Raw genomic sequence first — 26,524 nt, 5'->3', positions numbered from 1 at the left:
GTCAATATGTTGACTGATAAATCTAATAACTATACCATAAAGTTTATTGTAAGGAAAAATTGTCAACGTTGGGTTTTCGCTTTTAAAATAAAATGAACGTCTTCAATAAAACGATGAGAAAAGTTCTCCATGTTTTCGTGCATCTGAGGAACTTATCAATGCATAAATAAATCCTTTGCCAATTCTTGCATTTTATTGATGAAATATTCTCCTTTGGTAACAGGCTTTTTTACAAATCAGGACGTCCTTATTATGCCACCTTTTTATTACACCATCTTGAGTCTCAAATTTTAACCTAAGGGATGAAAACGAGTATATCTTCTTTTTATCGAATTCATTTCTCATTTATAAAAGGAAAAGGGTAAGCGTATTGATGCAATTGATTTCTCTGTCTTTTTTGCAACATTTGGAAGAAAATAGAGATATTTTATCTCATCCAAAAACAGAAAAAGAGGAATTTTTCTGCAAACAAATCCTAAAATACAGAGCCTTATAACAAAATTTTCTTTGTCATTTCAGTCTTCTCTTGGTTGAAAAACCAACAAATATCGATAACCTGTGTTCAGATAATAGAAATTCTCATAAAATTTTTTGTCGCCTCTCAGGAACATTATTATTTCATTTGTCAATGCTGCTCCTGTAGCAAAAGATTTATGAAGATCGACGAAAGACTTTTTCACAAAAAGAAGTGTTCCTATTAGCTTGCATTTTTTTTTAATTTCTCCTACCGTTTCGAAAAAATCGATTTTGAAGGAATAAAGAATGACAGCTCAAGATTATGTTGTCAAAGATATCACACTTGCTGCTTATGGTCGTAAAGAACTGGATATTGCTGAAACCGAAATGCCCGGTTTGATGGCTTGCCGTGAGGAGTTTTCTTCCAGTCAACCTTTGCGTGGAGCACGCATTTCCGGTTCATTGCATATGACCATTCAAACAGCTGTTTTGATTGAAACACTGAAAGCTATTGGAGCCGATGTTCGGTGGAGTTCTAGCAATATTTTTTCTACACAAGATCACGCAGCAGCAGCTATTGCTGCTACGGGGACTCCTGTTTTTGCGGTTAAAGGTGAAACGCTTGAAGAATATTGGACTTATATAGATGCCATTTTTCAATGGCCTGATGGTAATCCCTCTAATCTCATCTTAGATGATGGAGCAGATGCCACAAACTATATTTTGTTTGGAAGCTGTGCTGAAGAAAATAAAGATATTTTGTCTCATCCAAAAACAGAAGAAGAGGAATTTTTCTTCAAACAAATCCAAAAGCGTATGGAGGCTACGCCAGGATTTTTCATACGCCAGCGCGCAGCAATCAAAGGTGTGAGTGAAGAAACCACAACCGGTGTACACCGCCTTCATCAATTACAAAAGGAAGGACTTTTGCCTTTTCCTGCTATTAATGTCAATGATAGCGTTACTAAATCAAAATTTGATAATAAATATGGATGTAAAGAATCATTAGTAGATGGTATCCGACGCGCAACAGATGTTATGATCGCTGGTAAAACTGCTATTGTTTGTGGTTATGGTGATGTGGGTAAAGGGTCCGCGGCCTCTCTTTCAGGAGCTGGAGCTCGTGTTAAAGTAACAGAAATTGACCCCATTTGTGCCCTTCAAGCAGCTATGGACGGCTATGAAGTTGTTCATTTAGATGATGCAGCCGCCAGTGCTGATATTATTATCACCACAACGGGCAATAAAGATATTGTCCTTTTAGAGCATATGCGACAAGTCAAAGATATGTGCATTCTTGGAAATATTGGCCATTTTGATAATGAAATCCAAGTTGCAGCTTTACGAAACTTACCATGGACGAATATTAAACCTCAAGTCGATATGATCACCTTTCCCGATGGAAAGCGTATCATTCTGCTTTCTGAAGGGCGTTTACTTAATCTCGGTAATGCCACGGGACACCCCTCGTTTGTTATGTCAGCCTCATTTACCAATCAAGTTTTAGCGCAAATCGAACTCTTTACCCGTTCAGAACACTACAAAAATGAAGTGACTGTTTTGCCAAAACAGCTTGATGAAAAAGTTGCTCGCCTTCACCTTGATCGGTTAGGAATAAAATTAACCACTTTATCACAAGAACAAGCTGCTTATATCGGAGTTACTCCACAAGGACCTTATAAACCAAACCATTATCGTTATTAAATGTTTCCTTGGGGTAAAAGAAAAAGGAAAACGCATCGTGCTCAGCTTTGGTGACTATAACTCCAAAGAAAAAGCTCAAAAAATAATCCGAATTTGTACTCATATTTTTTGCTTTCTTTTTCTTTTTTCTCCAACATATGCTGCGGCTCAGTCATGGGAAACATATCTACCATTCACTTTCACTCTGCCAGATGGTCCATGGCTTCTTTTAGCGCTCTGTGGAGGAATTTCTTGTGCTTCACTTCTCACGTGTATAGCAGTTATTATGCGTGCGAAAAAAGCTTTACAAAAGCCTCTGCAGACATTTCAAACAGATCTTTCTGAAAAACTTAAATATTATGAATGGCTTCTGGAAGAAACCGGACAATATCTTCTGATCTGGGAAAACCCAACAGCTTTACCTCGTGTGGTTGGCAACATTCCGGCATTGCAAAAAGTGGGAATTCATCAGCAAGATTTTCAGCGTTTTGAGTTCTGGCTTGAAGAAAATTCCTTGCGGGAACTTGATTATGCATTAACACAGCTGCGTTACGAATCTCAGCCCTTTGAGCTTTCTCTTTCCACCAAGAATAATATGCTGTTACACGTTACAGGAGTTATTGCTGGAACAGTAGCCATTGCACGCTTTCAAGACATCTCAAAACAGCAGAGTGAAAATGCTCGTTTACAGAAAAATATCGCAAAAATCCTCATCGAGCTAAGAATGCAGCGTAACCTTCTTGATGTTATTCAAGAACCAGTCTGGATAAAAGATAGTGAAGGAAAAATTTGTTTTATCAACCGCGCCTTCAGAGAAATAACAGGCTTTCGAGAAGGTAGTAACGAGGTGGTTGATCTTTTCAATGAAACAACACAACGCAAAACAGAGGAAACAGAAACCATTTTTCAAGAGCATGTTCATACGGTCTTTGATGGAGAACGGCACCACTTTCATCTCACACGGATTACAACAGTCGAAGGGATGGCGGCTTTTGCGCGTGATGATAGTGCATATGAAAACCTTACCAATGAACTAAGACGTGTTCTTCAAAGTCATTGTGAAACACTTGATCAAATCTCAACAGCAGTAGCCATTTTTGATAGTAATCAAAAATTAAAATTCTGCAACCATGCTTTTAAAGTTTTATGGCCTTTAGAGAATTCCTTTCTAGAAAGTGAACCAAGTCATACATTGCTTCTTGAACGGTTGCGTGAAAAAGGGCTCATTTGTGAACATCCAGATTGGCGCACGTGGAAAGAAGAACTTTTTAAAGCTTATCAGCAAACGGAATCCAATCAACAAATTTGGAATCTTCCAGATGGTCGAACAGTGCGTGTCATTTCTAGTCCTCATCCACAAGGAGGTGTCACTTGGCTTTACGAAAATCTCACAGAAAAAATTGATCTTGAACGACGCTATAATACACTCATTAAAATACAAGGCGAAACACTTGATAAACTTTCAGAAGGAGTGGTAGTTTTTGGCTCTGATGGGCGCCTTCGTTTATCCAATCCTGCTTTATCAAAATTATGGTCTCTTCCTTATAATTTACTGGTAGAAGGCACCCATATTACACAATTACAAAGTCATTGTTCACCCCTAACCTTGAGACAAGAATGGAACAGGTTTACTAAATTTATTACCGGTTTTGCTGAAAAACGGGATACATATTCAGGTCGTATAGATCTCAAAAATGGCATGATCATTGATTACACATTGGTTCCGCTTCCCAATGGAGAAACCATGCTCACTTTTGTGAATGTTACGGATACTGTTCATGTTGCGCGCGCCCTTCAAGAGAAAAATGAAGCCTTAGAAAGTGCTGATCGCTTGCGGAATGAATTTGTTCAACATGTTTCCTATGAATTGCGGACGCCCCTTACCAATATTATTGGATTTTCCGATATTTTACGCGATCAAATTTTTGGACCTATCAATGAACGCCAACAGGAATATCTTGGACATATTCATTCAGAATCTGGCACTCTTTTGAATATTGTGAATGATATTCTTGATCTGGCAACCCTTGATGCTGGCATTATGGAGCTGGAGATAAAACCGGTTAACATTGCCGATGCTATGATGCAAGCAGTAGCGCGCGTGGAAGAGCGTCTTAACGGACGTCATATTACACTTTTACAACAAATTTCTCCGTTCTTAAATTTTATTTCTGCGGATGCAACACGTTTGCACCAAATCTTTGTCAATGTCCTCAGCAATGCTATTAATTTTGCAACGGAAGCAAGCACCATTGAATTTTGTGCGGAAGAACAAAATGATGATATCGTTTTCAGTGTCCACAACGAGGGCTCTGATATTCCAGAAGATATCCTTGATCGAATTTTCAAACGTTTTTCTTCCCATTCCCATCATGGTGGGCGTGCGGGAGCAGGTCTTGGTCTCTCCCTTGTCAAAAGTTTCGTCGAACTTCACGGGGGGCGTGTTGAAATTCTCACCGGTGCAGGACAAGGAACAACGGTTAAATGCTTCTTTCCAATTCCCAAAGGAGATAAGGTTTTTTAATCTCATACTTTATATGACAAAAAATTTTCTCATCTACTGCATGGAACTTCTTAATGAATTTTAGTTTTTTTCTTGAGAATGAAGAAGCAACCAAGCTTTTTGCGCAAGATTTAGCTCTCGCTTTAAAGTCTGGCGATCTTGTGACATTGCAAGGCGATCTTGGAACAGGAAAATCAACCATTGCAAGGACAATTATCCACACACTTGCTAATGACACGACTCTGGATGTTCCAAGTCCTACTTTTACTCTTGCTCAAAGCTATCAATTTGCGCAATTTGAAATTATTCACGCTGATCTTTATCGCCTTTCTACCACAGAAGAAATCGATGAATTAGGACTTTACGAAGCACGTCAGCAAAGCATTTTACTCGTTGAATGGCCAGAAAAAAGTACAGATCTTTTAGGGGAAGTCACCTTTGCACTAACATTACAATATGAAGGGTGTGGGCGTCGTGTAACCCTTACATCAGCACAACATTCTCTTGAGCGTCTACAGCGGTCTTTTGAAATTCGCAGATTTTTAACAACCCATGGACGTGGTCATGTTTATCGTCATCTTTTGGCTACTGATGCTTCCGCACGGACCTATGAACTTTTGTATGATGGACAGCACCAAGAAGTCCTTATGGATGCACCAATCATGCAGAAACGACAAAATACAGATTCTTATTATATAACAATGGCAAAGCTTGCAAAAGATATTCGTCAATTTTGTGGGATTAATCAACTCATTTTAGATAATGGATTTTCTGCGCCCCACATCTTTGTTGAAGATTTTGAAAAAGGTTTTTTAATTTTAGAAGATTTAGGACGTGAAGGACTTTTAGATCAAAACGGTCATCCTTTAGAAGAGCGTTACATTGCCTGTAGCGAATTGCTTGCTTCTTTCCACCAAAAATCATGGCCTTGCGAGAAGCAATTTGCAACATTTTTGTTGCAAATTCCCTCCTATGATTGCCAAGCATTACAATCAGAGCTCTCCTTATTGCTAGATTGGTATGTGCCCTTTCAAACACAAAAAAACTTAGATCAGCAACAGCGTAAAGCTTTTTTTGCCTGTTGGCAGCCTTATCTTGATAGCCTTATCCAAGGAGAAAATACCTTTGTTATGCGTGATTATCATTCACCCAATATTCTTTGGCGTGCGCAAAAAGAAGGATTTGCCCGTATTGGTTTGATTGATTTTCAGGATGGCTTAATAGGTCCAACAGCCTATGACCTCGTTTCTTTAGCGCAAGATGCACGTGTGTTTATTTCTCCTATACTCGAAGCAAAAATTCTCGATGTCTACTGTACTGCACGTCATCAAGCTCTACGCTCTTTTGATGAAAATAAGTTCCGCAAGCTTTACGCATTTGCGGGTGCCCAGCGCGCTTCGAAAGTTCTAGGGATCTTTGTACGTCTCCACCAGCGTGATGGAAAATCATCTTATCTTAAACATCTTTCTCATGTGCAAAATTATCTTGCCCACAATCTCTCACACCCAATTCTTGCTCCTTTACAAAGTTTTTATCAAGAAATAGGACTCCTTTAAAGAGACCTCTTTTAGTGTTCACAAGCTTGTTCTATGATGCTTATCATGTGGGGTATAATGGTAACGCCTTTGTGCATCACCATCTTTAAACTTATGAAGAAATCAGCTAGCGGCATCCATTCTCTTTGCTCGTTCAAAGTGTTGTAAAAGCCTTTGGCACTTGAGACGATTTGTAAGAAGTATTTTTACTCCTTTCTTGAAGAGTTTTTACTCACACGCTATCTCTATTTATGAAGGGAAAGGGAATTTTAAATTGATTCATTCTAAGAAGATATGAGATAAGAAAATCTTATAAAATTTGGGAGCTTTCATGCAAGTCGCAAAAATATAAAATTATCTTTATAAATCAAAGAGTTAATTTATTTAAATAATAAGGCAGAAATACTATTTTGCTCCTCATTATTTCTTTTTATACATCAGAATTATAACCTTTATCAGCAGATGTATTTTCAAATCTTTCAAGAGGTTAAAGTGCTTTAGGAATAACATTCCAGTTCTTCGACATGAGAATAAAAGATTTTATCAACAGCATCACTTACAGCAAGGCATTTTGTGATAAATCCTCCCTTGTTTGTTCGTGACATTTTTTCATGCAGAGCTTATCTCAAGTTGAGAGCATAATCTATAATCAGCCGCATGAGATAAATAAGAACAAAGGTCACATTGATTTAGCATCATGGTTCTTGGTAATTCTTTCAAAATTTGATGCCGACTTCTTTGTGATTAAAAAATTCATAACGTTCAAAAATAGACCTCCTTGCTTAAGGAAAGTGAAAACTCTCACTGTCGAGTTTTTATTTTCAAAAGAGGTGAATTTTTTCAAAAAAATAACAGGAAACATTTCCAATTCTTATGCAAATTCTAAAAACGCATCTTCAGTAAATTGTCAATTTTTTACCAATCTTTGCACTTCATGGAGTATTTTTTTCCAGCTATATTTCTATTCTTTAAAAAGGAATAGAAATATCTCTCTACTTTTTATCTCAAATCTTACTTAAGCTTTTAGAAACTAGGACTTTTGCTTTTTGAATTGGATATTATGAAGTTTTTTATAAAAACTATGTTCCTTTTCTAGCAATTCTTTTTGTGTCCCTTGTTCAATGAGTTGACCATTTTTTATGACAACAATTTTATGGGCGCGAGCAATTGTTGAAAGGCGATGAGCAATGATGATAGTTGTACGCCCCTTTGTGAGCTGATAGAGCGCTTCATTAATTTGCGCTTCAGTGTGCGAATCTAAAGCACTTGTTGCTTCATCAAGAATTAGGATTTCACTTTCATAAATCATTGCTCGCGCAATAGCGAGTCGTTGTTTTTGCCCACCTGAAAGATTACACCCATTATCACCTATCTGTGTATCGTAGCCATTTGGTAGTTCCATAATAAATTCGTGAGCATTGGCTTCTTTTGCTGCTTTGATAATGTCATCGTCGCTAGCTCCTTCTTTTCCTAGCCCAATATTATATTTAACGGTTCCTTGAAAGAGAAAGGTATCCTGTCCTACATAGGCCATAAGCTTTCTCAAGGAGCGAAATGTAGTATAGCGGATGTCTTGATCATTAATCAATATGCGCCCCTTTGTAGGGTCATAAAGGCGCATAATAAGGTTGATAAAGGTTGATTTTCCTGAACCGGATGGCCCTACCAATGCCGTCATTTTTCCAGGTTCTATTTCGAGATTAATATCCTTCAACACCATTTGGTTATCGATATATGCAAACGACACATTTTCGAAACGGATAGCTCCTTGAGTTTTATGCAAATCTTTCGCTTTTTCATGTTCTATAACCGTAAGGGGATGGTCAAGGACTTCAAACATTGTGCGGATATTCACTAAGCCAGATTCAATTTTAACACGTACGTTTGCTAGCCTTTTTGCCGGTTCGTAAGCAAGCAGTAAAGCAACAATAAAGGACATGAATTCACCTTGAACGCCTGCACGTTGGGTTGCAAGGTAGCCAGAAAAACAAATAATACCTGCAATAGCGACACCAGTGAGTGTTTCCATAATTGGGTTAGTAATGGCTTGCAGTGTTGCAATATTGTTTGCTTGTTTTTCAACATTACAAATGGCTTTGTTCATACGTTCTTTCATTATTTCTTCTAATGAAAAAGCCTTAATAACTCGAATGCCAATAGCGCTTTCCTGTACAATTTTGATAATTTCACCAAGTGAAAGAAGTTCTTTTTCTACCAGACTGCGAACACGTTTTAAAGCCATTCGGACTCCTAAAAAGGCCAATGGTCCTACTATTAAAGTAATCGTGATCAATATAAAGTTTTGAATAAACATCACAAGCAACAGACCACTAACAGAGAGCAAATCACGTACAAAAGTTGTAATAATTATATCGATGATATTACGTACTGCTGTAGCATTGTGGGTGACTCGTACAAGAAGATCAGATGAAGTGTTGTTATGATAAAAAGAAACACTTTGTTCCATAAGGCGTGCGTAAATCTTACGCTGTTGTTCAGCAACGATACTATTACCTGCTTTATTCAAAAAATAAGTTTGAGCAAAAGTTGCAATTCCTTTGAGAATAAAAATGAAAGCAATGATGGTAGAAATCAAAACAATCATACCAAATTTTTTTGCATCAATCATATAATTCACAACATCACGCATGATCCATGCACTTGCTGCAGTTGTACAGGAAATAATGATCATTGAAACAATAGCGGCACTGTACCAACGCGCATGTTTATGAAAGTTTTCTCGCAAAAGACGGATGATAAGATGTTTATCAAAAGCGGAAATTTGTTTTTTAACCATGAAGTGCTTCTATATTCTACCGTTGTTTTATGCAAGATTGAAGCATTCTTAATTCAAAGACATTGAATTTTTAAGTGATAAAAACTGTATTCTTTTAATAGGATTAATGCAGCAGCACAAAGACTTAAAAGTACCACAACACCCCTCTGTGGTACTTTTAACATTTCTACATTAACTCTCGATGAACCGTATTCTCTCTATTCACTCGATGAAAAATTATTTAGCCGCTATCACCATCATCATTTGACGACCTTCGAGTTTTGGCTCAGATTCGATTTTGGCAATTTCACTTGTATCTTCTTTTACTCGTTGAAGAAGCTTTAATCCCAGATCTTGGTGTGCCATTTCACGCCCCCGAAAACGCAAAGTTATCTTCACTTTATCACCATTACCAATAAAGCGATGAATAGCTTTAAGCTTGACTCCATAATCATGGACATCAACATTTGGACGCATTTTAATTTCTTTAATCTCGATGATTTTTTGTTTTTTACGTGTTTCAGCCGCTTTTTTTTGGGTCTGATATTTTAATTTGCCCAAATCGATAATTTTACACACAGGAGGTTCTGCATTTGGTACAATTTCAACCAAATCAAGACCAACTTCTGCAGCCAAAGCAAGGGCTTCTTGTATTGTAACGACGCCTTGATGTTGCCCCTCATCATTAATCAGTTGAACACGAGGGACGCGAATATCTTGATTTGCACGTGGCCCATCTTTTTGGGTATGTGTCATTTTAAATGGTTTGCGAATGGTTTACGCTCCTTAATTTTGATTCATCTACAGTACAATTTAATATACAATTATACACAGAAAAACAACTAGAATTCGTGCTTTTTTCATTATTTGATTTATGTTTTTGGGAGATAATTTTGAGGATAGAAATTTTTCTTTTATGAAGAGAAAATATTTTATGGAGGAAGAAAAGAATGGACAAAAATGTTCCTTGCCAGTTTTTCTCGTTTGAGAATACCGCCCTTGCAGTTCGTTATCGCGCAGGCAATTGCTTTCCTGGTTTAGTTTGGCTTTCTGGTTATCAATCTGATATGTTAGGAAGCAAGGCGACGTTGGTTGATGGTTTTGCGCAGAAAAATGACTTGTCTTGTTTACGCTTTGATTACTCTGGTCATGGGGAATCTGAGGGTGATTTTTTTCAAGGAACAATTTCACGCTGGGTGAAGGAAAGTTTAGCGATTTTTGAGACCTATTGCAAAGGTCCACAAATTTTGATTGGTTCCTCTATGGGGGGGTGGATTGCACTAAAGCTTGCTATGATGCTAGCCCAGAAAAATAAAAGACTTGCTGGCATGGTGTTGATTGCGCCGGCTCCTGATTTTACCCAAACATTGGTGGAACCAGAATTGGGTTCAGAGGAATGGAAAATTTTGGAAGAAAAAGGGTATATTGAAAGACCTGCAGTTGGTGATGAGGAGCCGATGCCCTTTACAAAAAAGTTGATTGAAGATGGACGAGATAACTGCGTTATGAAAGGATGTCTTGATATTGGTTGTCCGATCCATATTCTACAAGGAATGGAGGATGATAAGATACCCTATCAACATACATTGACTTTATTGAATCATTTGCCTTTACATGATGTAACATTGACACTTGTTCGTGATGCAGATCATCGCTTTTCGCGTCCACAGGATTTAGAATGTCTTGAAACAGTGTTAAGCGCATTGATTGATCGAATTAATGCAGGATAAGAACTTAATTCATTGATAATAAAGATATAATGTATGACTATTTATGAACAGCATTTTATTTTTTCTGATCGCGTTGTGCCTATAAAGATATTGGAAAATAAGCGTGCGCGCCGCCTTACATTACGTATAGATGCGCGTGGTGAGAAAGTCTGTATAACAACACCACCAGCGACTAGGTGCTGTTCGATTCAAGATTTTATTGAAAAGCATCAATCTTGGATTGAGACGCGTCTTGCTCGTGTACAAATTGCTCATGAAAATTCTTATCTCAAAGAGGGGACAACAATTCCTTTATTGGGTATTCCACATACCATAAAGCATAAAACAGGACGTGGAATAACAGAAATCGTTGCAGGAGATATAGGACAAGAGCCTAAAATTATTGTTTATGGGCAATTAGAATATTTACCAAGACGCATTGCTGATGTTTTAAAAAAACAAGCTGCACTCATTATAACGCCATTGGTGACATGCTATGCACATAAAGTAGAGCGTAAAGTAAAATCAATTTGTTATAAAGACACCAAGAGTCGTTGGGGTTCCTGTTCAATATATGGAAACCTTTCTTTTTCTTGGCGTCTTGTTATGGCGCCAAGGGAAGTGGTGGAATATGTTGTAGCCCATGAGGTTGCCCATCTTATTGAAATGAATCACGGACCAAAATTTTGGGCTCTTTGTGAAAAACTGTGCCCAAAAAGCAAGACATATCGCGCTTGGTTAAAGGAAAATGGTCACATGTTGCAAGCAATCAATTTTCATTCATATACGTTAGAGATATGAAAAAACCTTGAAGAAGAGAATATTCAATGGAACTTTTTATTGAAAATTCCATTATTTGTGTGCTTCCTCACGCATGATGAAGGAGCCATTGAAGCTCTCAGCAATAATTGTCTTCCCCTGCTTGCTTTGCTGAGTGTCTTCAATGTTTTTGCTTTATCTTTTTTGTAATTCAGCATAATAATTCTCATTTTATAACTCTCAGTTTAGATTGAAAGAGTGCTCATGCCTGTTCTTACAGATCCCCTTCAGCTATTACAGGCACTAATTCGTTGTCCTTCTGTTACCCCTCATGAAGCGGGTGCTTTATCAACTTTGGAACAGTTTTTAATAAAGATGGGGTTTCATGTTGAGCGTCCCATTTTTTCTGATACAAACACAGATGATGTTGAAAATCTTTATGCGAAAATGGGAAAAGAAGGTCCGCATCTTATGTTTGCAGGTCATACGGATGTTGTGCCACCAGGTGATTTAGAAAGCTGGACGTACCCTCCTTTTGAAGGTGTCATAGATCAGGGGACATTATACGGGCGGGGTGCTGTCGATATGAAGGGCGGGATTGCTTGTTTTGTTGCGGCACTGGCTCGTGTTCTTGAGAAACGCTCCATAAAAGGAAGGGTAAGTTTTTTGATTACCGGTGACGAAGAAGGCCCTGCACTGAACGGTACGGTCAAACTTCTCAAATGGGCAGAGCAAAAAGGTGAAAAATGGACAGCAGCTCTTGTAGGAGAACCAACGAGCGTAAAAACGGTTGGTGATGTAATTAAAATTGGACGCAGAGGATCACTCTCTGGCATCATAACCGTTAAGGGTCACCAAGGTCATGTTGCTTTTCCTGAGCGTGCAGCTAATCCGTTGCCTTTAGCAAGTAAGCTTATACAAGCGTTAATCCAAACAACTTTAGATGAAGGGACAGAGAATTTTCAACCTAGTAATTTGGAATTAACAACAATTGATACAGGTAATTGGGCGCTGAATGTTATTCCAGCGCAAACAACGGTCCATTTTAACATACGTTACAATGATCTTTGGACAAAAGAAATGCTTATGGTAGAAATCGAAAGCCGCCTTGCTTTCGTCCAATCGAAAAACAGTGATGATCAATACCCTTATTATCAACTTGAGTGGATTCCCAGTTTGGGGGATGTTTTTTTGACCAAAAATGATAAACTCATTCACACATTATCAAATGCGATTAAAAGTGTGACAGGGAATATACCAGAATGCTCAACTTCAGGAGGAACTTCAGATGCGCGCTTTATTAAAGATTATTGCCCAGTAGTTGAATTTGGGTTACCAGGACAAACCATGCATATGGTGGATGAGTGTGTCACTGTTGATGCAATGGAAACCCTCACTTCTATTTATGAACGTTTCATTGTTGATTTCTTTGCGTAAAAACGCGCTTGTTTTTTAAAAAGCAGTGCTGTTTTAAATCGAAAACCGTGAACGTTCTGTCACAATACATAAAAAAGCACTCCGAACACTCGCTTGAATTAATGGAAAAGATAAGGCACAATTCTATCGGAAAAGGATATGGTCAATGCTCTCTCACAACTGATGTGCCGACAGATTGATGATGTGCCGACAGATTGAAGCCATAGATTTTAGTGTGCTAGTTGGCTAATAATATAGTCAAGAAGAATGCGTCCTTTGCTTGTTGCTTTTAAGCGTTGGTTTCCTGCCATTTCTAACAGCCCTTGTTGTTGTAAATCGATAAGTTTTTCTATCGGCAAGCTCTTAGAGCTTAAGGTTTCGTAGCGTGTAAGATCCAAACCCTCGCAAAGACGCAACCCCATAAGAAGCATTTCGTTTGCCTGTTGCTCTGTAGTCAATTGTTCTGTTTCAATACAGCCATGTCCTGTCTTTTCTACTAAATCGAGCCAATGTTCGGGATATTTTTCATTGATTGTAACAGAACGTTCACGGTTTTCGATTTGAGAAGATGTTGGCATTGAAAAGGGAGAAAAATGCTTCGTTTGATGTGCAATAAAGCGTCCATGTGCTCCTGGACCAAAGCCTGCATATTCATGATAACGCCAATAGAGAAGATTGTGCGCTGATTCAGCACCAGGAATTGCATGATTGGAGATTTCATAAGCTGGCAGTCCGTGCTGTGCGGTTATTTCTTGGGTAAGCTGATAAAGGTCTGCTGCAAGTTCCGATTCGGGGAGAATCAGTCTTCCTGCGGCATGGAGTCTTTTAAAGGCTGTTCCTTCTTCGATAGTGAGTTGGTAAAGAGAAAGATGATCTGCTGCTAAATCAATGGCTTGAAACAGTTCACCTTCCCATTGTTCAAGTGTCTGTTCAGGGCGAGCATAAATGAGATCAAAGGATAAACGTGGAAAAATTTCTCTTGCTAAAGCAATAGCGTGGAGAGCTTGTTTGACATCATGGAGACGTCCAAGTTTTCGCAATGCTTTGTCATTAAGTGCCTGTACACCGAGAGACAAACGGTTCACCCCTGCTGCATGGTATCCGCGAAAGCGCTCTGCTTCTACGCTGGATGGGTTTGCTTCCAGTGTAATTTCGGCTTTATCATCGATGTTCCATGTTTTTGCTAGGGTCTGCAATAAAGCATCAACAGTTTGAGGTGTCATAAGCGATGGGGTTCCCCCACCGATAAAAATACTCGTAATATAACGTGGACCTATTTTATGATATTGCGTTTCTATTTCGCGTGCAAAAGCGGTTACGAAACGTTGTTGATCAACACCATGAACGCGAACATGCGAATTAAAGTCACAATAAGGACATTTAGCAGCACAAAAAGGCCAATGAATGTAGATGCCAAAAGGTTCATTCATGAGAGTTTTAAAAGGTTTTCTGCTAAAAGTTTGAAAGCACGCGCACGATGAGAGAGCGGTGTTTGATCATTGAGTTTCCAGCCATGTTTTTGCTCCGTTGTCATTTCACCAAAGGTCTTTTCATATCCATCTGGTAAAAAAATCGGATCAAAGCCAAAACCTTTATCTCCACGTGGTGGCCAAATGAATGTTCCTTCAACACATCCGTGGAAATAATCAGCGTGAGCATCAGGCCATGCAATGCAGATAACCGATATAAACTGGCATTTTCGTTGGTTTTTTTCATGCGCTCCGATTTTTTGGAGTTCATCTTCTATTTTTTGCATAGCTTTTAAGAAGTCACGGGTACCATCGGATTGAAGAGCGAGATCAGCGGTATAAACGCCTGGTGCCCCCCCTAGTGCATCCACTTCCAATCCTGAATCATCAGAGAGAGCAGGAAGACCTGTATTTTTTGCAGCTGCAAAGGCTTTGATATAGGCATTTTCTTCAAATGTTGTTCCCGTTTCTTTTGGTTCAGGCAATCCGAGTTCTTTGGCTGATTGTATTTTTAAACCAAAGGGAGCGACCAAAGTGGTAATTTCCTGCAATTTGCCGGTATTATGTGTAGCAATGACGAGTTTTTTGTCTGCTATGCTTCTCATATACATCTCTCTAAAATGGAAAGGGTATTTTCTGTCCTAAAAATGAGTTTAAACGAACATATAAGTATCAGTTCTGTCAAATTTTACGAGATACAATTTTTTTGCATGTTGATTAATATTTTGTTCAAATAAAATTTTCTATATTTGATGAGAACAATCCTTAAAAAGGCATATATAAAGTATTTTTCTTTTTGATGAGAACATAAATATATATTATGTTTTATACTGCTTTAGACCATTTGACCAAACTTTGGCAAAATTTATATAAGAAGAGAGTGTTTTGAAAGTCGTGAATTAATTGTGATGAAGCACAAACTTATTGATGATGAACTAAAATGTCTTGATGAACGTTCGCGTGATATTTTTCGCCATATTGTGGAGGCTTATCTTAATGATGGAGAACCTGTAGGGTCGCGCAATCTTTCACGGCTTTTGCGGCAGACATTATCACCTGCGACAATTCGCAATGTCATGAGTGATCTTGAACATCTTGGTTTAATTTATGCACCTCATGTTTCTGCGGGGCGAATGCCCACACAATCAGGTTTACGTTTTTTTGTTGATGCCTTTATGGAAGCGGGTGATTTGCCAAACGAGGAGCGCGAAAGCATTGAAGCTCAAGTCAAGGAGGCAGGTCATGCACAATCAGTTGAACATTTTCTCGTCCAAGCAAGTCAAGTTCTTTCAGATCTTTCACGGGGGGCAGGGCTGGTTCTCGCGACAAAACACGAAGGAACATTGAAGCATATTGAATTTGTGCGTCTTGATGGGGAGCATGCTCTTGCTGTTTTAGTGACTCAACAAGGTGGAGTTGAAAATCGTATTGTTCACTTACCAGAAGGGGTTACCCATGCACAATTGACAGAGGCAACGAATTTCCTTAATGCGCATATTCAAGGGCTTACATTAAGTGAAGCTAAAGAGGAAATTGCACGTTTATGCTCAGAAACACGGGCTGCACTCGATCATTTATCTCATCATCTTGTTGAAACAGGGTTAGCTCTCCTAGGAGGAGAAGGTGCTGATCATAAAATCCATCTTATTGTTCGTGGGCGAAGCAATTTGCTTGAAGATGTGAAGGCAGAAGAAGATTTAGAGCGGTTACGGCACTTGTTTGATGACCTTGAAACACGTGAAAGTATGGCTCAGTTACTCGATTTAACCGATGAAGGTTCAGGAGTCCGTATCTTTATTGGTTCAGAAAATAAGTTGTTTTCGCTTTCTGGTTCTTCTTTAGTTGTGGCACCTTATCGTGATTCACAACAAAAAGTCATTGGTGCTTTAGGGGTTATTGGGCCAACAAGGCTTAATTATGCAAGAATAGTCCCTATGGTTGATTATACGGCTCAACTTGTATCACAGTTATTGCGTTAAAATGACCAAGTGAATATTTTTACGATAAACGCTTAATTTTAGGTACAGAACATTAGATGCATAAATAGCCCTTGATTTTTGTCTGTAAAATTTCGATATCGAGAATAACAAATCTTATGAAGGAATGGAATTTTTATGTCTGATGAAAAAAACAAATTGACTGATGCTTCATTTGAAAATTGCGATTTGAAAAATCCAGCGGATCGCGATGCACTTAAACAAGCTGCCGATGAGTTTTTAAAAGCGCATCCAGCAGAAGCTGACGCAGACGTTAAAGGAGAAGGAGAGGAATTTGTTGATCCCTTGGCTGCTTTGCAGGACGAAAATAAAGAATTGAAAGATCAGCTTTTACGTCTTGCTGCAGATATGGAAAACCTTCGACGTCGTACTGCGCGTGATGTTGCTGATGCGAAAGCTTATTCAATTGCTAATTTTGCACGGGATATGTTATCTGTTTCTGACAATCTCAATCGTGCTTTGAATGCTATTCCAGAAGGAGCAAAGGAAAATGATGCAGGTTTAAAAACATTAGCTGAGGGCGTGGAAATGACTGAGCGTGCAATGATAGCAGCGCTAGAACGTCATGGGGTACAAAAAATTCATCCAGAAGGGCAAAAATTTGATCCTCACTTTCATCAAGCGATGTTTGAGATTCCTAACTCTGATGTTCCAGATAACACTGTTCAGCAGGTTGTTCAGGCTGGTTACATTATCGGTGAACGTGTTTTGCGTCCAGCTATCGTGGGTGTCGCTAAAGGAGGTACGAAAGATATCTCTGTTGAAAGTGATTCGGCTTAAAATACATCAAGAACAATGCTTTTGACTTCAAAATATGGCAACAATATATAGCTGCTCCACTTTCGTGAGGCATGTTATAAAAGAGGGCTAAAGGGTGTGAGAGCCCCCTTTTATCCTTGAAGTTTCCAGCTCCCTTTTACGACATAAGGAGCATTGCTTGAGGGAGAGGGCGATAGCAATAAAACAAAGTTGTTTACCTCAAAGGGAGGGAACGAAAAATTACCGCGAGAAGACAGATAGGGAGGGAGATCTTCAGGCTGAATATCAAGCAGCCTAGCAAGAGTGATATGCGGAGTAAATTGTCTTTCATCAGGAGTTAATCCTAGGTGATTGCGAATATGCTGTATCTTTTCATGTAAAAGATTGAGAGTTTCACAGGGTTCAATACGAACAACAAGAGAATGTGGTATATTTTCTGAACTAAAAATTTCAAAATCCTTTATCTGTAAGACAAAAGGAGGAAGCTTTATTGTATCAAAGGCACGTATCAATTCGTCTGCAAGCAAACTTTCAATTTCTCCAAAAAAAGACAAAGTGATATGAAAATTTTGAGGGGTAATCCATTGTGCTTTTGGCAAGCCATTTTGTAGCGATATGAGCTCTTGTGTTGTTTTTTTGGGGATCTGAAGGGCACTAAATAAACGCATGTTTTCTCCTTAAAAGTGAAAAGATATTCCCACAAGCGTGATGGTAGAGAAGTGAAAAATCAAGTATAGCAGTACGAATGGTGTAAGGGTATAAAAAAAGAAAAGCCAAAAAATGGCTTTCGTAATATCAATCTAAGAAAATGATTCGTAATTCCAATAAAAGTCATATTTGCATGAATTTCATTGCAAAAATATGGAGTGAGAAGATCGTTTATGCTTTTGTTATGAGCACTGCAAATACAATCTCAAATCAGGAAAATTAATAGATTTCTGATCAGGGAGGGTTCTTTATCTTTTTTTAACGAGATTCAAAGCGACTTTAATATTTCTATAAATGTTTCATTATGCCTGTTTAAGATAATAACAATCATAATGCTCAGCATGCCTTCAAATTGCTTAAATATCGATGGGAAAGGGGACAAAATATCGTAGCTACAAGACCGCTAAAAACATTTCTACCTACGATTATTACAACCCCAATTCATAACGGATATGAACGCTAATATAGCTTAAGGGAAAAAGAGAAGGCCAATAAAAATAATGATGAAAAGAAGTTTCCTTTTATTTTAGAGATGATTATACTTTTTCCGTTGAAAAGTTCTAGTTTTCTTCTCCAAATTTATTGTTTATGAGTTTTTCAAGAGCATCGAGAGCATCACTTGCTTCTGGTCCCCAAACGCGTATAGTGAGGTTACAACCGGGTGAAGCTGCTAACATCATAAGTCCCATAATTGATGATCCACCAACGGTTTGACCATCCTTTTCAACTTCAACAATGGCGTTGAAATTGTCAACAATTTGGACAAATTTTGCAGAAGCACGCGCATGCAATCCACGTTTATTACAGATATTCAAATGGCGACTGAGTATAGATGGGAGAGAATCTTTGGAAAGCATTTGTGTTTAATTATCCGCTATAAGGTCATACTTGGTACATTAATATATTTACGCCCAGCTTCTTGCACTATTCTTAAAGCTTCTGAAAGTGAAATATCAGGACATTGGCGAATAGAAATCAATTTAATAAGCATGGGTAAATTAACCCCCGCAATCATTTCAACACGTCCTTTTTTAATAGCAGGAATAGCGATATTGGATGGTGTTCCACCGAACACATCTGTTAATATGATTACGCCATGATTTGTATCTGTAGAGGAGACTGCGGCTATAATATCGCCTCGGCGTTGATCTATATCATCATCAGGATAGACGCATATTGTTGCGAATCTTTCTTGCGTTCCAACAACATGTTCCACAGCATGCAGAAATTCAACAGCCAGCTCACCGTGCGTTACAAGCACGATTCCAATCATTTTATAAAAACTCCTGTTAAGTAGAAAGATATGGTGAGAAAAACATTTTACAAGGCTTTGTTCTGTTGCCAAGAAAAATTTGCAAAAAAAAGGCAAAAAGTATGATTTTTTCTTTATTCGGAAAAAATTAGACGGATTTCAACCATATTTTTCTAAAAAAGAATGCTTCAATAGCTTGGCAAATGGCTGTACAATCTGCTTCACGAAGGCTAGGAAGTTTTAAAAGAGGAATGCGTAGATCTGCAAATTTAAAAGTCTGATTTGTGGAAAACCGTTCATATTCAGGACCGAGGAGAATAACACAATCGATAGTTGTTTGTTTTTCAAATTCTATCGTATAAAGTCCGACACCGCGAATTTCGATACCGCCCTGCAAACCTTCTGGAGTATATCCGTGAAGTTTTCCATTTTCCACACGCAATATTGTATAATCATCACTGATCAGTTTTGCTTCACGTTTTGACCATCCAGCACGGTCGAGCAAAGAAAGGGTGAGGGTTGATTTTCCTGAACCCGACGGGCCTATAATCAGGAGGCCCTTGCCTCCCAATTGGAGGCAATTCGCATGGAGTATTTCATTTTTTGTTTTCATGCTTTTGGCTTTGGGTAAAGGGTTTATCGAGCGAAGGGAAGGACAATAATAAAACGTGCTCCAGTTTTACTATTTTCAAGTTCGGGGTCAACAATATTTTCCGCTGTAATTGTCCCATTATGAGCTTCAATGATTTGCCGACTAATAGAAAGACCAAGTCCTGAGTTTTGTCCAAATGTATCTTCGCTTGGTCGATCAGTGTAAAAGCGTTCAAAAATGCGTTCAATATTTTCTGAGCGAATACCAGGGCCATTATCTTCAATAGTTAAGACAAGATTTGCAGCATGACTTTTCAGAGTTATATAAATTTTTCCATTATCATGGGGAATGAAAGAACGAGCATTTTCAATGAGATTGGAAATCACTTGCCCCAAACGAAGCTCATGTCCCAATACAAGGTAGGGCTTTCCATGAGGACGTGGGATAATATTAAGGCTTATATCAATATTTTGCCTATTACGATAAACTTCCTGAACAGCATGAACAAGACTTTCCAAAAGCAGCGTTACATCAACAATTTGCGCTGTTTCACGAGCAAGCTCTGCATCAAGTCGCGAAGCATCAGAAATGTCAGTAATCAGACGATCAAGACGACGCACATCATGTTGAATAATTTCAATTAATTGTTCCTGTGCTTCTTCATTTTTAGCCAAAGGGAGCGTTTCAACAGCACTACGCAGTGAGGTAAGTGGATTTTTTAATTCGTGGCTTACATCAGCAGCAAAGCGTTCAATGGCTTCGATACGCATATAAAGGGCATTGGTCATATCACGAATAGAGGTTGAAAGATGACCAATTTCATCTTCGCGCATTGAAAAATCAGGAATTTCAACGCGCTTATTGTTGCCATTGCGCACACGGTTGGCGGAGGCAGATAGTTTACTCAATGGGTGGGCAATCGTGTGGGCTAAAAAGAGGGAAAGTACCAAAAGCACACTGCCTACGACGGCAAAGACTTTAAAAATAACCAGTCTTTCACCTTTTACAATATCATCAATATCTGAACCTGTAGTTGAAAGAAGGAGCGCACCCACCACAGCCCGATAGCGTTGAACAGGTACGGCGACAGAAACAATTAATTGACCTTGTCTGTTGCGTCGTTTAGCGGTTGCAAGCGATCCATTAAGTGCTCGGTAAACTTCTGGATAAACAATACTGCGTTTTTTAGCTTGCTCTCTATCGATGGCAATACCATTGCCATAAAGTACACTTGAAAACCATGAATAGAAGCGCTCCCACAGGTTTTTTTCAGTTTTAAGTGGGGGTAAATCATAACTAAAAACTTCGCCGCTAGAATAAAGAACGCGTGAATCAAGAAGCAAAGTCGCATCACGATCATAGATACGTGCTCTTGTTGTTTTAGGTGTGATAAGGCGTCTTAAAAGGGGGGCAACTTGTTCAGGATTAATGGGAAAATCCCAAGAGTCTGTTGATTGAGGTGCGGGTGTAACGCTTTCTCCAGCTTGTAATTCCAAAAGTTTTTGGGGATCGATGAGAATAGAATTTGTATCTATCGTTGCGGAGGCAGCAATGGCTCCAGCGATAATTTTTCCTTGGGTACATAAGCTTTTGATTTTCGCTTCAATCAATCCGTCACGAAATTGATTAAGATATAAAATGCCTGTAACCAAAATGGCAAGAGCAGCAAGATTCAAAATGACAATACGGCGTGTAAGACTGGAAAAAAGCAACTGTCTGAGAAGACGTTGTATCCGAAAACGCAAATCAGAAAATATAGAAGATGGAGACGAGGGGAGACCGTTTTGGGTTATTTTTTGTAGGGTTTCCAGTTGAGTATTTTTTGTCATCGATTTGATTGCCATTCAAATTTTTGCGACAAAATAGCTTTATACCTCGTGGAAGCGATAACCTACACCATAAAGTGTTTCAATCATTGCAAAATCATCATCCACTTGTTTAAACTTTTTACGCAGACGTTTAATGTGACTATCGATAGTGCGGTCATCTACATAAACTTGATCACTATAGGCTGCATCCATCAAAGCATCACGACTTTTTACCACTCCTGGTCTTTGTGCTAAGGTTTGCAGAATCAAAAATTCTGTGACAGTTAGAATAACAGGTTTATCTTTCCATGTACAGGTATGACGTTCTTGGTCCATGACAAGATCTCCGCGTTTAAGGGAAGAGGTAGGCGATGCTCCTGTTGCAAGCGGTTGGTTACGAGTATTCGCACGGCGCAAAATAGCTTTCACCCGTTCAATGAGCAGACGTTGAGAAAAGGGTTTGGTGATAAAATCGTCAGCTCCCATTTTAAGACCAAACAGTTCATCAATTTCATCATCCTTAGAGGTAAGAAAGATAACTGGAATATCAGACTTTTGACGTAGGCGGCGCAAAAGCTCCATCCCGTCCATTCGAGGCATTTTAATATCAAAAATAGCTAAATGTGGAGGATGGAGTGTTAGACCTTTGAGCGCAGATGCTCCATCTGTATAGCTTTCAACTCGATAGCCTTCTGTTTCAAGTGCAAAAGATAACGATGTCAAAATATTGCGGTCATCATCAACAAGTACAATCGTTTGTGTGATTGTTGGATTATCTTTCATGACTTTTTAGACCTTTCTATTGCCGTGTTTTCTATTGCAATTTTAGCAAATTATCTACGCTATTTAACCTAAGGTATTTATATGGGAGTTCACATTTTTTTTGCAAAACAAATATGATACAAACTGTAACTGAGTAAAAAACTTTTTATCTTTACGATAAAAGATTGTTTTATCTCTGCAATTTTATAACGCTTTTGCACATATTAAGATCCCTTTTCGGAGGATAAATTTTTAAATGACCGTTTTTTTGATCAAAATTTATGAGTGTTTCTGTACCATAATTACACAGGCTCAGAATTAAACAGGTTCGCTTTTAATCGTTGAAGTTAAAAAAAACTCCCTATCTGTTTTAAAAGCAGAGAAAAGAGTGTGGTGATGTATTTGCAAAAATTTGCACATATTGCAAAAAAGGAGGCGATAATGGGGTTTTTTAATTTTATGAAAACGGTTGGTGAAAAACTTGGTATTGGGGATTTGGAGCCAACAGAGAAAGATTTTAAGGCTGCGTTCGATAATTTTCAACTTGTTGGCACAGAAAAAGTGAATATTCAGGTTGAAAATGGTAAAGCTATTTTAAGTGGTGAAGTTCCAGATAGAGAAACACTTGAAAAAACACTTTTGGTTGTTGGTAATGCGCAGGGTATCTCTTCTGTTGATATTGGCCAATTGAGGATTATAGATACTGCGTCTATAAAAGCTTCTCGCTTTTATGAGGTGAAATCTGGTGATACTCTTTGGAAAATTGCCGAAGAAGTTTATGGAAAAGGGCAAGGTGATAAAAATACATTTATTTTTGAAGCCAATAAGCCGATGCTAAAATCTCCCGATAAAATTTATCCTGGACAAGTTTTGCGTATTCCTGAAATTGATCACGCTTCATGAAGACAGAGGATAAGTTTTTTTCTTTACAGCTATTTTACAGTGTTAAAAAATGAGAATCATAAAAAAAACTTTATGATTCTCATTCTCATATTGGAATACGCGTTAGAGAGTGAGGAAACAATTCAGGGCGTAGGAGCTGATTTGGAAGGTAATTTTTCTCCCGTAGCATTTACAGAGAATTCAACGTTAATTGTTCCCGCTTTTTCAAATGTTAATTTTGCGTTAATTTTGTCACCTAGTTTGAATGGTTGTGAAAGCCCCATAAACATAATATGATCACCACCAGGCTTAAGGGTAATTTCGCCATTGCCAGGGATTTCAATGCCATTATGCATTTTTTCCATTTTCATAATATCATTAACAACCGCCATGGAATGAATTTCTGTTGCCTGTACACCGTTGGTTGAAACAGACACTAAACGATCTGGGGTACTGCTATGATTAATGATATAGAGATAACCACTGCCCACTTTTATACCCCTGGGTGTTTCGCGTGTCCAAGGATGAAGGATTTCTATATCTCCAACTTTATATTGTTGAGCAGTTGCAGGGTGGTTGATGCAAGCAAAGAGCAGAATCCACGCTACATTTTTGATAACCTTTTTGAGTGGATATTGTGCGAAAGCCGGATCTTGAGATATGAGATCTTTCATTCTTGCGACGATAAATGTTACCATTGATTGACCCTCCTTTGTGAAATACACCCTATATCTATCTTTAGCAGAATTTTTGTTCAAAATAAAAGAAAGAATTGTGAATACCATACCAATTACATGTGAGTATAAGAGGCATTGGGTCTCTTAAGATTTTGGATCAAAGCAATAAGGTTTCAAATAACAGTGCAGTTAAAGGCAAAAGAGATATTCCCAATATATTTATATTTGCAAATTGAAAACGTCAGTAGATCAAAAAGAGAAGGTTATGTTGAATGTCTTTAACATATAGCTTTTAAACAGCAGTAAAAGATGAAGTGGTTAAAAGCAGAGCCGTTGAGAATAGAGTGACAGATAATATTCTTAGCCTTTGGAAAGGTTGTATTTGACGTTATTTAAGTTGTCGAGAGAAGGGGCATTGTTTTCTCTGGCTGTATGAGATATGAAATCTATCAGATGTTGCGCAGAGAAATCTATGATATTTTTGGCATGAGTCTGTTGTGTTTGCGCAATATTTTAAAAAATTTTTCATCTGAATATGCCGTATGGCGATGAGAGAAAAAAGTGGCTATTCATACATTATCTTTTTTAGACTGATATGTTTGTGAGAATTACAGGGGCATATATTGTTGCGCGAGTATCCAGTAAACACAATGTTGGCGTGTAAGAAAAATGCTTCTTTTATAAAGAAAAATTTTATTTTGGGAATGTTTCTCTCATTATTCTCTTGTAGCGATCAGAGCCTATTCTTATATACGAAGCAGCAAGACGTGTTAGGCTTGCAATTTATCATTTGTGTAACTTAAAGTTAGTTCAGACTTTGAGTTTAGTAGGAGCTGTCTTGGAAAGATGCTTAATGAAGGTTTGAGGTAGCTTGCTGAATGGAGATTATAATATGGCAAAAGTAATAGGTATTGATTTGGGAACGACTAACTCTTGTGTTGCTGTTATGGATGGCAAAAACGCAAAGGTTATTGAAAATTCAGAAGGAGCGCGGACGACACCTTCTGTTGTTGCCTTTACTGATGGAGGGGAGCGACTTGTTGGGCAACCTGCTAAACGGCAAGCGGTTACGAATCCCGAAGGGACGATTTTTGCAGTTAAACGTTTGATTGGGCGCCGTTTTGATGACCCTATGGTTGAAAAAGATAAAGCTCTTGTGCCTTATAAAATCGTTAAAGGTGACAATGGTGATGCATGGGTTGAAGAAGCAGGTAAGAAATATTCTCCTTCGCAAATTTCAGCTATGATTTTGCAAAAGATGAAAGAAACTGCAGAGTCTTATCTTGGTGAAAAGGTTGAACAAGCAGTTATTACTGTTCCTGCTTATTTTAATGATGCACAACGTCAGGCTACCAAAGATGCTGGCAAAATTGCGGGCCTTGAGGTTTTGCGGATTATCAATGAACCTACAGCTGCAGCTTTAGCCTATGGTTTGGATAAAAAAGACGGAAAAACGATTGCTGTTTATGACCTTGGTGGTGGTACATTTGATATTTCTGTACTTGAAATTGGAGATGGCGTTTTTGAAGTTAAATCAACGAATGGAGATACGTTTTTAGGTGGTGAAGACTTTGACATGCGCTTGGTCGGTTATTTTGCAGATGAATTCAAAAAAGAACAAGGGATTGATCTGAAAAATGATAAACTAGCGTTGCAGCGTTTAAAAGAAGCAGCAGAAAAAGCAAAGATTGAACTTTCTTCTTCACAGCAAACAGAAATCAATTTACCCTTTATCACAGCTGATCAATCTGGTCCTAAGCACTTAACGATGAAGTTGACTCGGGCAAAATTTGAATCTCTCGTTGATGATTTAGTCAAGCGTACTATCGAGCCTTGTAAAGCAGCATTGAAAGATGCAGGACTAAAAGCTGGTGAGATTGACGAAGTTGTTTTAGTGGGCGGTATGACACGTATGCCAAAGATTCAAGAAGTTGTGCAGAGCTTCTTTGGCAAAGATCCACACAAAGGCGTTAATCCCGATGAAGTTGTGGCGATGGGTGCTGCTATTCAAGGCGGTGTCTTACAGGGCGATGTGAAAGATGTGTTGCTCTTGGATGTCACGCCTTTATCCTTAGGTATTGAAACTTTGGGCGGGGTTTTTACACGTCTTATTGAACGCAATACCACTATTCCCACTAAAAAATCACAAGTTTTTTCAACTGCTGATGATAATCAAAATGCTGTGACTATTCGTGTTTTCCAAGGTGAACGCGAAATGGCTAATGATAACAAGTTATTGGGGCAATTTGATCTTGTTGGTATTCCACCAGCACCACGTGGTGTGCCTCAGATCGAGGTTACTTTTGATATTGATGCAAATGGTATTGTCAATGTTTCAGCCAAAGATAAAGGGACTGGTAAAGAACATCAAATTCGTATTCAGGCATCAGGTGGTCTCAGTGATGCTGACATTGAAAAAATGGTAAAGGATGCAGAAGAGCATGCGGCTGAAGACAAAAAGCGTCGTGAAGGTGTTGAAGCCAGAAACCAAGCAGAAGCTCTTATTCATTCAACAGAAAAGTCGCTTACGGAATATGGTGATAAAGTATCTGCTGAAGAGAAAGGACAGATTGAGACTGCAATATCAGATTTGAAATCTGCGCTTGAGGGCACTGATACTGAAGAGGTAAAAGCGAAAATGCAGAAATTGGCAGAAGTCAGTATGAAGCTCGGACAGGCTATGTATGAAGCTTCACAAGCAGCAACAGCGAACACAGAAACAAAGAATGATGATGTTGTTGATGCTGATTTTGAAGAAATTAATGACAAGAAGAAATAAAT

Annotated in this window: 21 protein-coding genes; 10 read left to right on the top strand and 11 right to left on the bottom strand. The window is 38.4% G+C overall.

Going from position 1 to position 26,524, the window contains the following annotated elements; all coding sequences use genetic code 11:
• Nucleotides 1-762: 762 nt before the first annotated feature.
• Genes ahcY through tsaE form a run of 3 tightly spaced genes read left to right on the top strand, consistent with a single transcriptional unit; the run spans nucleotide 763 to nucleotide 6,198 of the window.
• Nucleotides 763-2,160: an adenosylhomocysteinase gene (ahcY, locus tag BN200_RS02740; protein ID WP_019220905.1), complete on the top strand. Its 1,398-nt coding sequence runs from the start codon at nucleotides 763-765 to the stop codon at nucleotides 2,158-2,160.
• 37 nt (nucleotides 2,161-2,197) lie between these two features.
• Nucleotides 2,198-4,663 carry a PAS domain-containing sensor histidine kinase gene (locus BN200_RS02735; protein WP_019220904.1) on the top strand — a complete coding sequence of 822 codons (2,466 nt, stop codon included), beginning with the start codon at nucleotides 2,198-2,200 and terminating at the stop codon, nucleotides 4,661-4,663.
• Between the two features lie 53 nt (nucleotides 4,664-4,716).
• Nucleotides 4,717-6,198, top strand: a complete 1,482-nt coding sequence (tsaE, locus tag BN200_RS02730) for a tRNA (adenosine(37)-N6)-threonylcarbamoyltransferase complex ATPase subunit type 1 TsaE (protein ID WP_019220903.1) — start codon at nucleotides 4,717-4,719, stop codon at nucleotides 6,196-6,198.
• Between the two features lie 1,009 nt (nucleotides 6,199-7,207).
• Here the strand turns inward: tsaE and BN200_RS02720 are convergent.
• Both BN200_RS02720 and infC read right to left on the bottom strand, forming a co-directional pair.
• Complete coding sequence (locus BN200_RS02720; RefSeq protein WP_019220900.1) at nucleotides 7,208-8,974, bottom strand: ABC transporter ATP-binding protein; 1,767 nt, start codon at nucleotides 8,972-8,974, stop codon at nucleotides 7,208-7,210.
• A gap of 216 nt (nucleotides 8,975-9,190) precedes the next feature.
• Nucleotides 9,191-9,709, bottom strand: coding sequence for a translation initiation factor IF-3 (infC, locus tag BN200_RS02715; RefSeq protein ID WP_019220899.1), 519 nt, complete (start codon nucleotides 9,707-9,709; stop codon nucleotides 9,191-9,193).
• Nucleotides 9,710-9,903: 194 nt separating this feature from the next.
• Here infC and BN200_RS02710 point away from each other — a divergent pair, with 194 nt between their 5' ends.
• The 3 genes from BN200_RS02710 (at nucleotide 9,904) to dapE (ending at nucleotide 12,858) form a co-directional block, all read left to right on the top strand.
• A complete protein-coding gene (locus BN200_RS02710; RefSeq protein ID WP_019220898.1) occupies nucleotides 9,904-10,683 on the top strand; it encodes an alpha/beta hydrolase in 780 nt (259 codons plus the stop codon).
• Between the two features lie 33 nt (nucleotides 10,684-10,716).
• Nucleotides 10,717-11,463, top strand: coding sequence for a M48 family metallopeptidase (locus BN200_RS02705; RefSeq protein WP_019220897.1), 747 nt, complete (start codon nucleotides 10,717-10,719; stop codon nucleotides 11,461-11,463).
• A 222-nt stretch (nucleotides 11,464-11,685) separates the two neighbouring features.
• Entirely contained in the window at nucleotides 11,686-12,858 is a 1,173-nt protein-coding gene (gene dapE / locus BN200_RS02700) for a succinyl-diaminopimelate desuccinylase (RefSeq protein WP_019220895.1), read from the top strand.
• Between the two features lie 209 nt (nucleotides 12,859-13,067).
• On the opposite strand, the gene hemW is transcribed toward dapE, so the two are convergent.
• Together hemW and rdgB are read right to left on the bottom strand one after the other, a co-directional pair.
• Nucleotides 13,068-14,267 (bottom strand): radical SAM family heme chaperone HemW, encoded by a 1,200-nt coding sequence (hemW, locus tag BN200_RS02695; protein WP_019220894.1) that lies wholly within the window; start codon nucleotides 14,265-14,267, stop codon nucleotides 13,068-13,070.
• A complete protein-coding gene (gene rdgB / locus BN200_RS02690) occupies nucleotides 14,264-14,911 on the bottom strand; it encodes an RdgB/HAM1 family non-canonical purine NTP pyrophosphatase (RefSeq protein WP_019220893.1) in 648 nt (215 codons plus the stop codon). The genes hemW and rdgB overlap by 4 nt, the downstream gene beginning before the upstream one ends.
• A gap of 303 nt (nucleotides 14,912-15,214) precedes the next feature.
• Between rdgB and hrcA the strand changes: the two genes are divergently transcribed.
• Both hrcA and grpE read left to right on the top strand, forming a co-directional pair.
• Nucleotides 15,215-16,285 carry a heat-inducible transcriptional repressor HrcA gene (hrcA, locus tag BN200_RS02685; RefSeq protein ID WP_019220892.1) on the top strand — a complete coding sequence of 357 codons (1,071 nt, stop codon included), beginning with the start codon at nucleotides 15,215-15,217 and terminating at the stop codon, nucleotides 16,283-16,285.
• Nucleotides 16,286-16,420: 135 nt separating this feature from the next.
• Nucleotides 16,421-17,083, top strand: coding sequence for a nucleotide exchange factor GrpE (grpE, locus tag BN200_RS02680; RefSeq protein WP_019220891.1), 663 nt, complete (start codon nucleotides 16,421-16,423; stop codon nucleotides 17,081-17,083).
• A gap of 110 nt (nucleotides 17,084-17,193) precedes the next feature.
• Here grpE and thpR read toward each other — a convergent pair whose 3' ends face one another.
• The 6 genes from thpR to BN200_RS02650 form a co-directional block, all read right to left on the bottom strand.
• Complete coding sequence (gene thpR / locus BN200_RS02675) at nucleotides 17,194-17,730, bottom strand: RNA 2',3'-cyclic phosphodiesterase (RefSeq protein ID WP_019220890.1); 537 nt, start codon at nucleotides 17,728-17,730, stop codon at nucleotides 17,194-17,196.
• Nucleotides 17,731-18,330: 600 nt separating this feature from the next.
• Nucleotides 18,331-18,627 (bottom strand): HPr family phosphocarrier protein, encoded by a 297-nt coding sequence (locus tag BN200_RS02670; RefSeq protein WP_019220889.1) that lies wholly within the window; start codon nucleotides 18,625-18,627, stop codon nucleotides 18,331-18,333.
• Nucleotides 18,628-18,644: 17 nt separating this feature from the next.
• On the bottom strand, nucleotides 18,645-19,043 hold the full coding sequence (locus BN200_RS02665) for a PTS sugar transporter subunit IIA (RefSeq protein WP_019220888.1): 399 nt from the start codon (nucleotides 19,041-19,043) through the stop codon (nucleotides 18,645-18,647).
• A gap of 127 nt (nucleotides 19,044-19,170) precedes the next feature.
• Nucleotides 19,171-19,635, bottom strand: coding sequence for an HPr kinase/phosphatase C-terminal domain-containing protein (locus tag BN200_RS02660; protein ID WP_019220887.1), 465 nt, complete (start codon nucleotides 19,633-19,635; stop codon nucleotides 19,171-19,173).
• A 23-nt stretch (nucleotides 19,636-19,658) separates the two neighbouring features.
• Nucleotides 19,659-21,443 carry a sensor histidine kinase gene (locus tag BN200_RS02655; protein ID WP_019220886.1) on the bottom strand — a complete coding sequence of 595 codons (1,785 nt, stop codon included), beginning with the start codon at nucleotides 21,441-21,443 and terminating at the stop codon, nucleotides 19,659-19,661.
• 39 nt (nucleotides 21,444-21,482) lie between these two features.
• The gene (locus BN200_RS02650) at nucleotides 21,483-22,205 is read right to left on the bottom strand and encodes a response regulator transcription factor (RefSeq protein WP_019220885.1); all 723 of its coding nucleotides are present in this window, start codon (nucleotides 22,203-22,205) and stop codon (nucleotides 21,483-21,485) included.
• Nucleotides 22,206-22,625: 420 nt separating this feature from the next.
• Here BN200_RS02650 and lysM point away from each other — a divergent pair, with 420 nt between their 5' ends.
• On the top strand, nucleotides 22,626-23,087 hold the full coding sequence (gene lysM, locus BN200_RS02645; RefSeq protein WP_034988886.1) for a peptidoglycan-binding protein LysM: 462 nt from the start codon (nucleotides 22,626-22,628) through the stop codon (nucleotides 23,085-23,087).
• A gap of 122 nt (nucleotides 23,088-23,209) precedes the next feature.
• Here lysM and BN200_RS02640 read toward each other — a convergent pair whose 3' ends face one another.
• Nucleotides 23,210-23,764 (bottom strand): copper chaperone PCu(A)C, encoded by a 555-nt coding sequence (locus BN200_RS02640; protein WP_019220882.1) that lies wholly within the window; start codon nucleotides 23,762-23,764, stop codon nucleotides 23,210-23,212.
• An 871-nt stretch (nucleotides 23,765-24,635) separates the two neighbouring features.
• Here BN200_RS02640 and dnaK point away from each other — a divergent pair.
• A complete protein-coding gene (dnaK, locus tag BN200_RS02635; protein WP_019220880.1) occupies nucleotides 24,636-26,522 on the top strand; it encodes a molecular chaperone DnaK in 1,887 nt (628 codons plus the stop codon).
• The last annotated feature ends 2 nt before the right edge of the window (nucleotides 26,523-26,524 follow it).

The organism is Bartonella senegalensis OS02, from assembly GCF_000312545.1.
Taxonomy (GTDB): Bacteria; Pseudomonadota; Alphaproteobacteria; order Rhizobiales; family Rhizobiaceae; genus Bartonella; species Bartonella senegalensis.
The sequence above is the reverse complement of the archived record's forward strand: the minus strand, read 5'-3'. Positions and strand labels throughout refer to the sequence as shown.

What these genes read in the sequence shown, in the direction of transcription:
- lysM (WP_034988886.1), top strand. Translation starts at nt 22,626, where the DNA reads ATGGGGTTTTTTAATTTTATGAAAACGGTTGGTGAAAAACTTGGTATT.
- infC (WP_019220899.1), bottom strand. Translation starts at nt 9,709, where the DNA reads ATGACACATACCCAAAAAGATGGGCCACGTGCAAATCAAGATATTCGC.
- dapE (WP_019220895.1), top strand. Translation starts at nt 11,686, where the DNA reads ATGCCTGTTCTTACAGATCCCCTTCAGCTATTACAGGCACTAATTCGT.
- tsaE (WP_019220903.1), top strand. Translation starts at nt 4,717, where the DNA reads ATGAATTTTAGTTTTTTTCTTGAGAATGAAGAAGCAACCAAGCTTTTT.
- hrcA (WP_019220892.1), top strand. Translation starts at nt 15,215, where the DNA reads ATGAAGCACAAACTTATTGATGATGAACTAAAATGTCTTGATGAACGT.
- BN200_RS02710 (WP_019220898.1), top strand. Translation starts at nt 9,904, where the DNA reads ATGGACAAAAATGTTCCTTGCCAGTTTTTCTCGTTTGAGAATACCGCC.
- ahcY (WP_019220905.1), top strand. Translation starts at nt 763, where the DNA reads ATGACAGCTCAAGATTATGTTGTCAAAGATATCACACTTGCTGCTTAT.
- rdgB (WP_019220893.1), bottom strand. Translation starts at nt 14,911, where the DNA reads ATGAGAAGCATAGCAGACAAAAAACTCGTCATTGCTACACATAATACC.
- hemW (WP_019220894.1), bottom strand. Translation starts at nt 14,267, where the DNA reads ATGAATGAACCTTTTGGCATCTACATTCATTGGCCTTTTTGTGCTGCT.
- BN200_RS02660 (WP_019220887.1), bottom strand. Translation starts at nt 19,635, where the DNA reads ATGAAAACAAAAAATGAAATACTCCATGCGAATTGCCTCCAATTGGGA.
- BN200_RS02655 (WP_019220886.1), bottom strand. Translation starts at nt 21,443, where the DNA reads ATGACAAAAAATACTCAACTGGAAACCCTACAAAAAATAACCCAAAAC.
- BN200_RS02650 (WP_019220885.1), bottom strand. Translation starts at nt 22,205, where the DNA reads ATGAAAGATAATCCAACAATCACACAAACGATTGTACTTGTTGATGAT.
- BN200_RS02705 (WP_019220897.1), top strand. Translation starts at nt 10,717, where the DNA reads ATGACTATTTATGAACAGCATTTTATTTTTTCTGATCGCGTTGTGCCT.
- thpR (WP_019220890.1), bottom strand. Translation starts at nt 17,730, where the DNA reads ATGCGTTTATTTAGTGCCCTTCAGATCCCCAAAAAAACAACACAAGAG.
- BN200_RS02670 (WP_019220889.1), bottom strand. Translation starts at nt 18,627, where the DNA reads ATGCTTTCCAAAGATTCTCTCCCATCTATACTCAGTCGCCATTTGAAT.
- grpE (WP_019220891.1), top strand. Translation starts at nt 16,421, where the DNA reads ATGTCTGATGAAAAAAACAAATTGACTGATGCTTCATTTGAAAATTGC.
- BN200_RS02640 (WP_019220882.1), bottom strand. Translation starts at nt 23,764, where the DNA reads ATGGTAACATTTATCGTCGCAAGAATGAAAGATCTCATATCTCAAGAT.
- BN200_RS02720 (WP_019220900.1), bottom strand. Translation starts at nt 8,974, where the DNA reads ATGGTTAAAAAACAAATTTCCGCTTTTGATAAACATCTTATCATCCGT.
- dnaK (WP_019220880.1), top strand. Translation starts at nt 24,636, where the DNA reads ATGGCAAAAGTAATAGGTATTGATTTGGGAACGACTAACTCTTGTGTT.
- BN200_RS02665 (WP_019220888.1), bottom strand. Translation starts at nt 19,043, where the DNA reads ATGATTGGAATCGTGCTTGTAACGCACGGTGAGCTGGCTGTTGAATTT.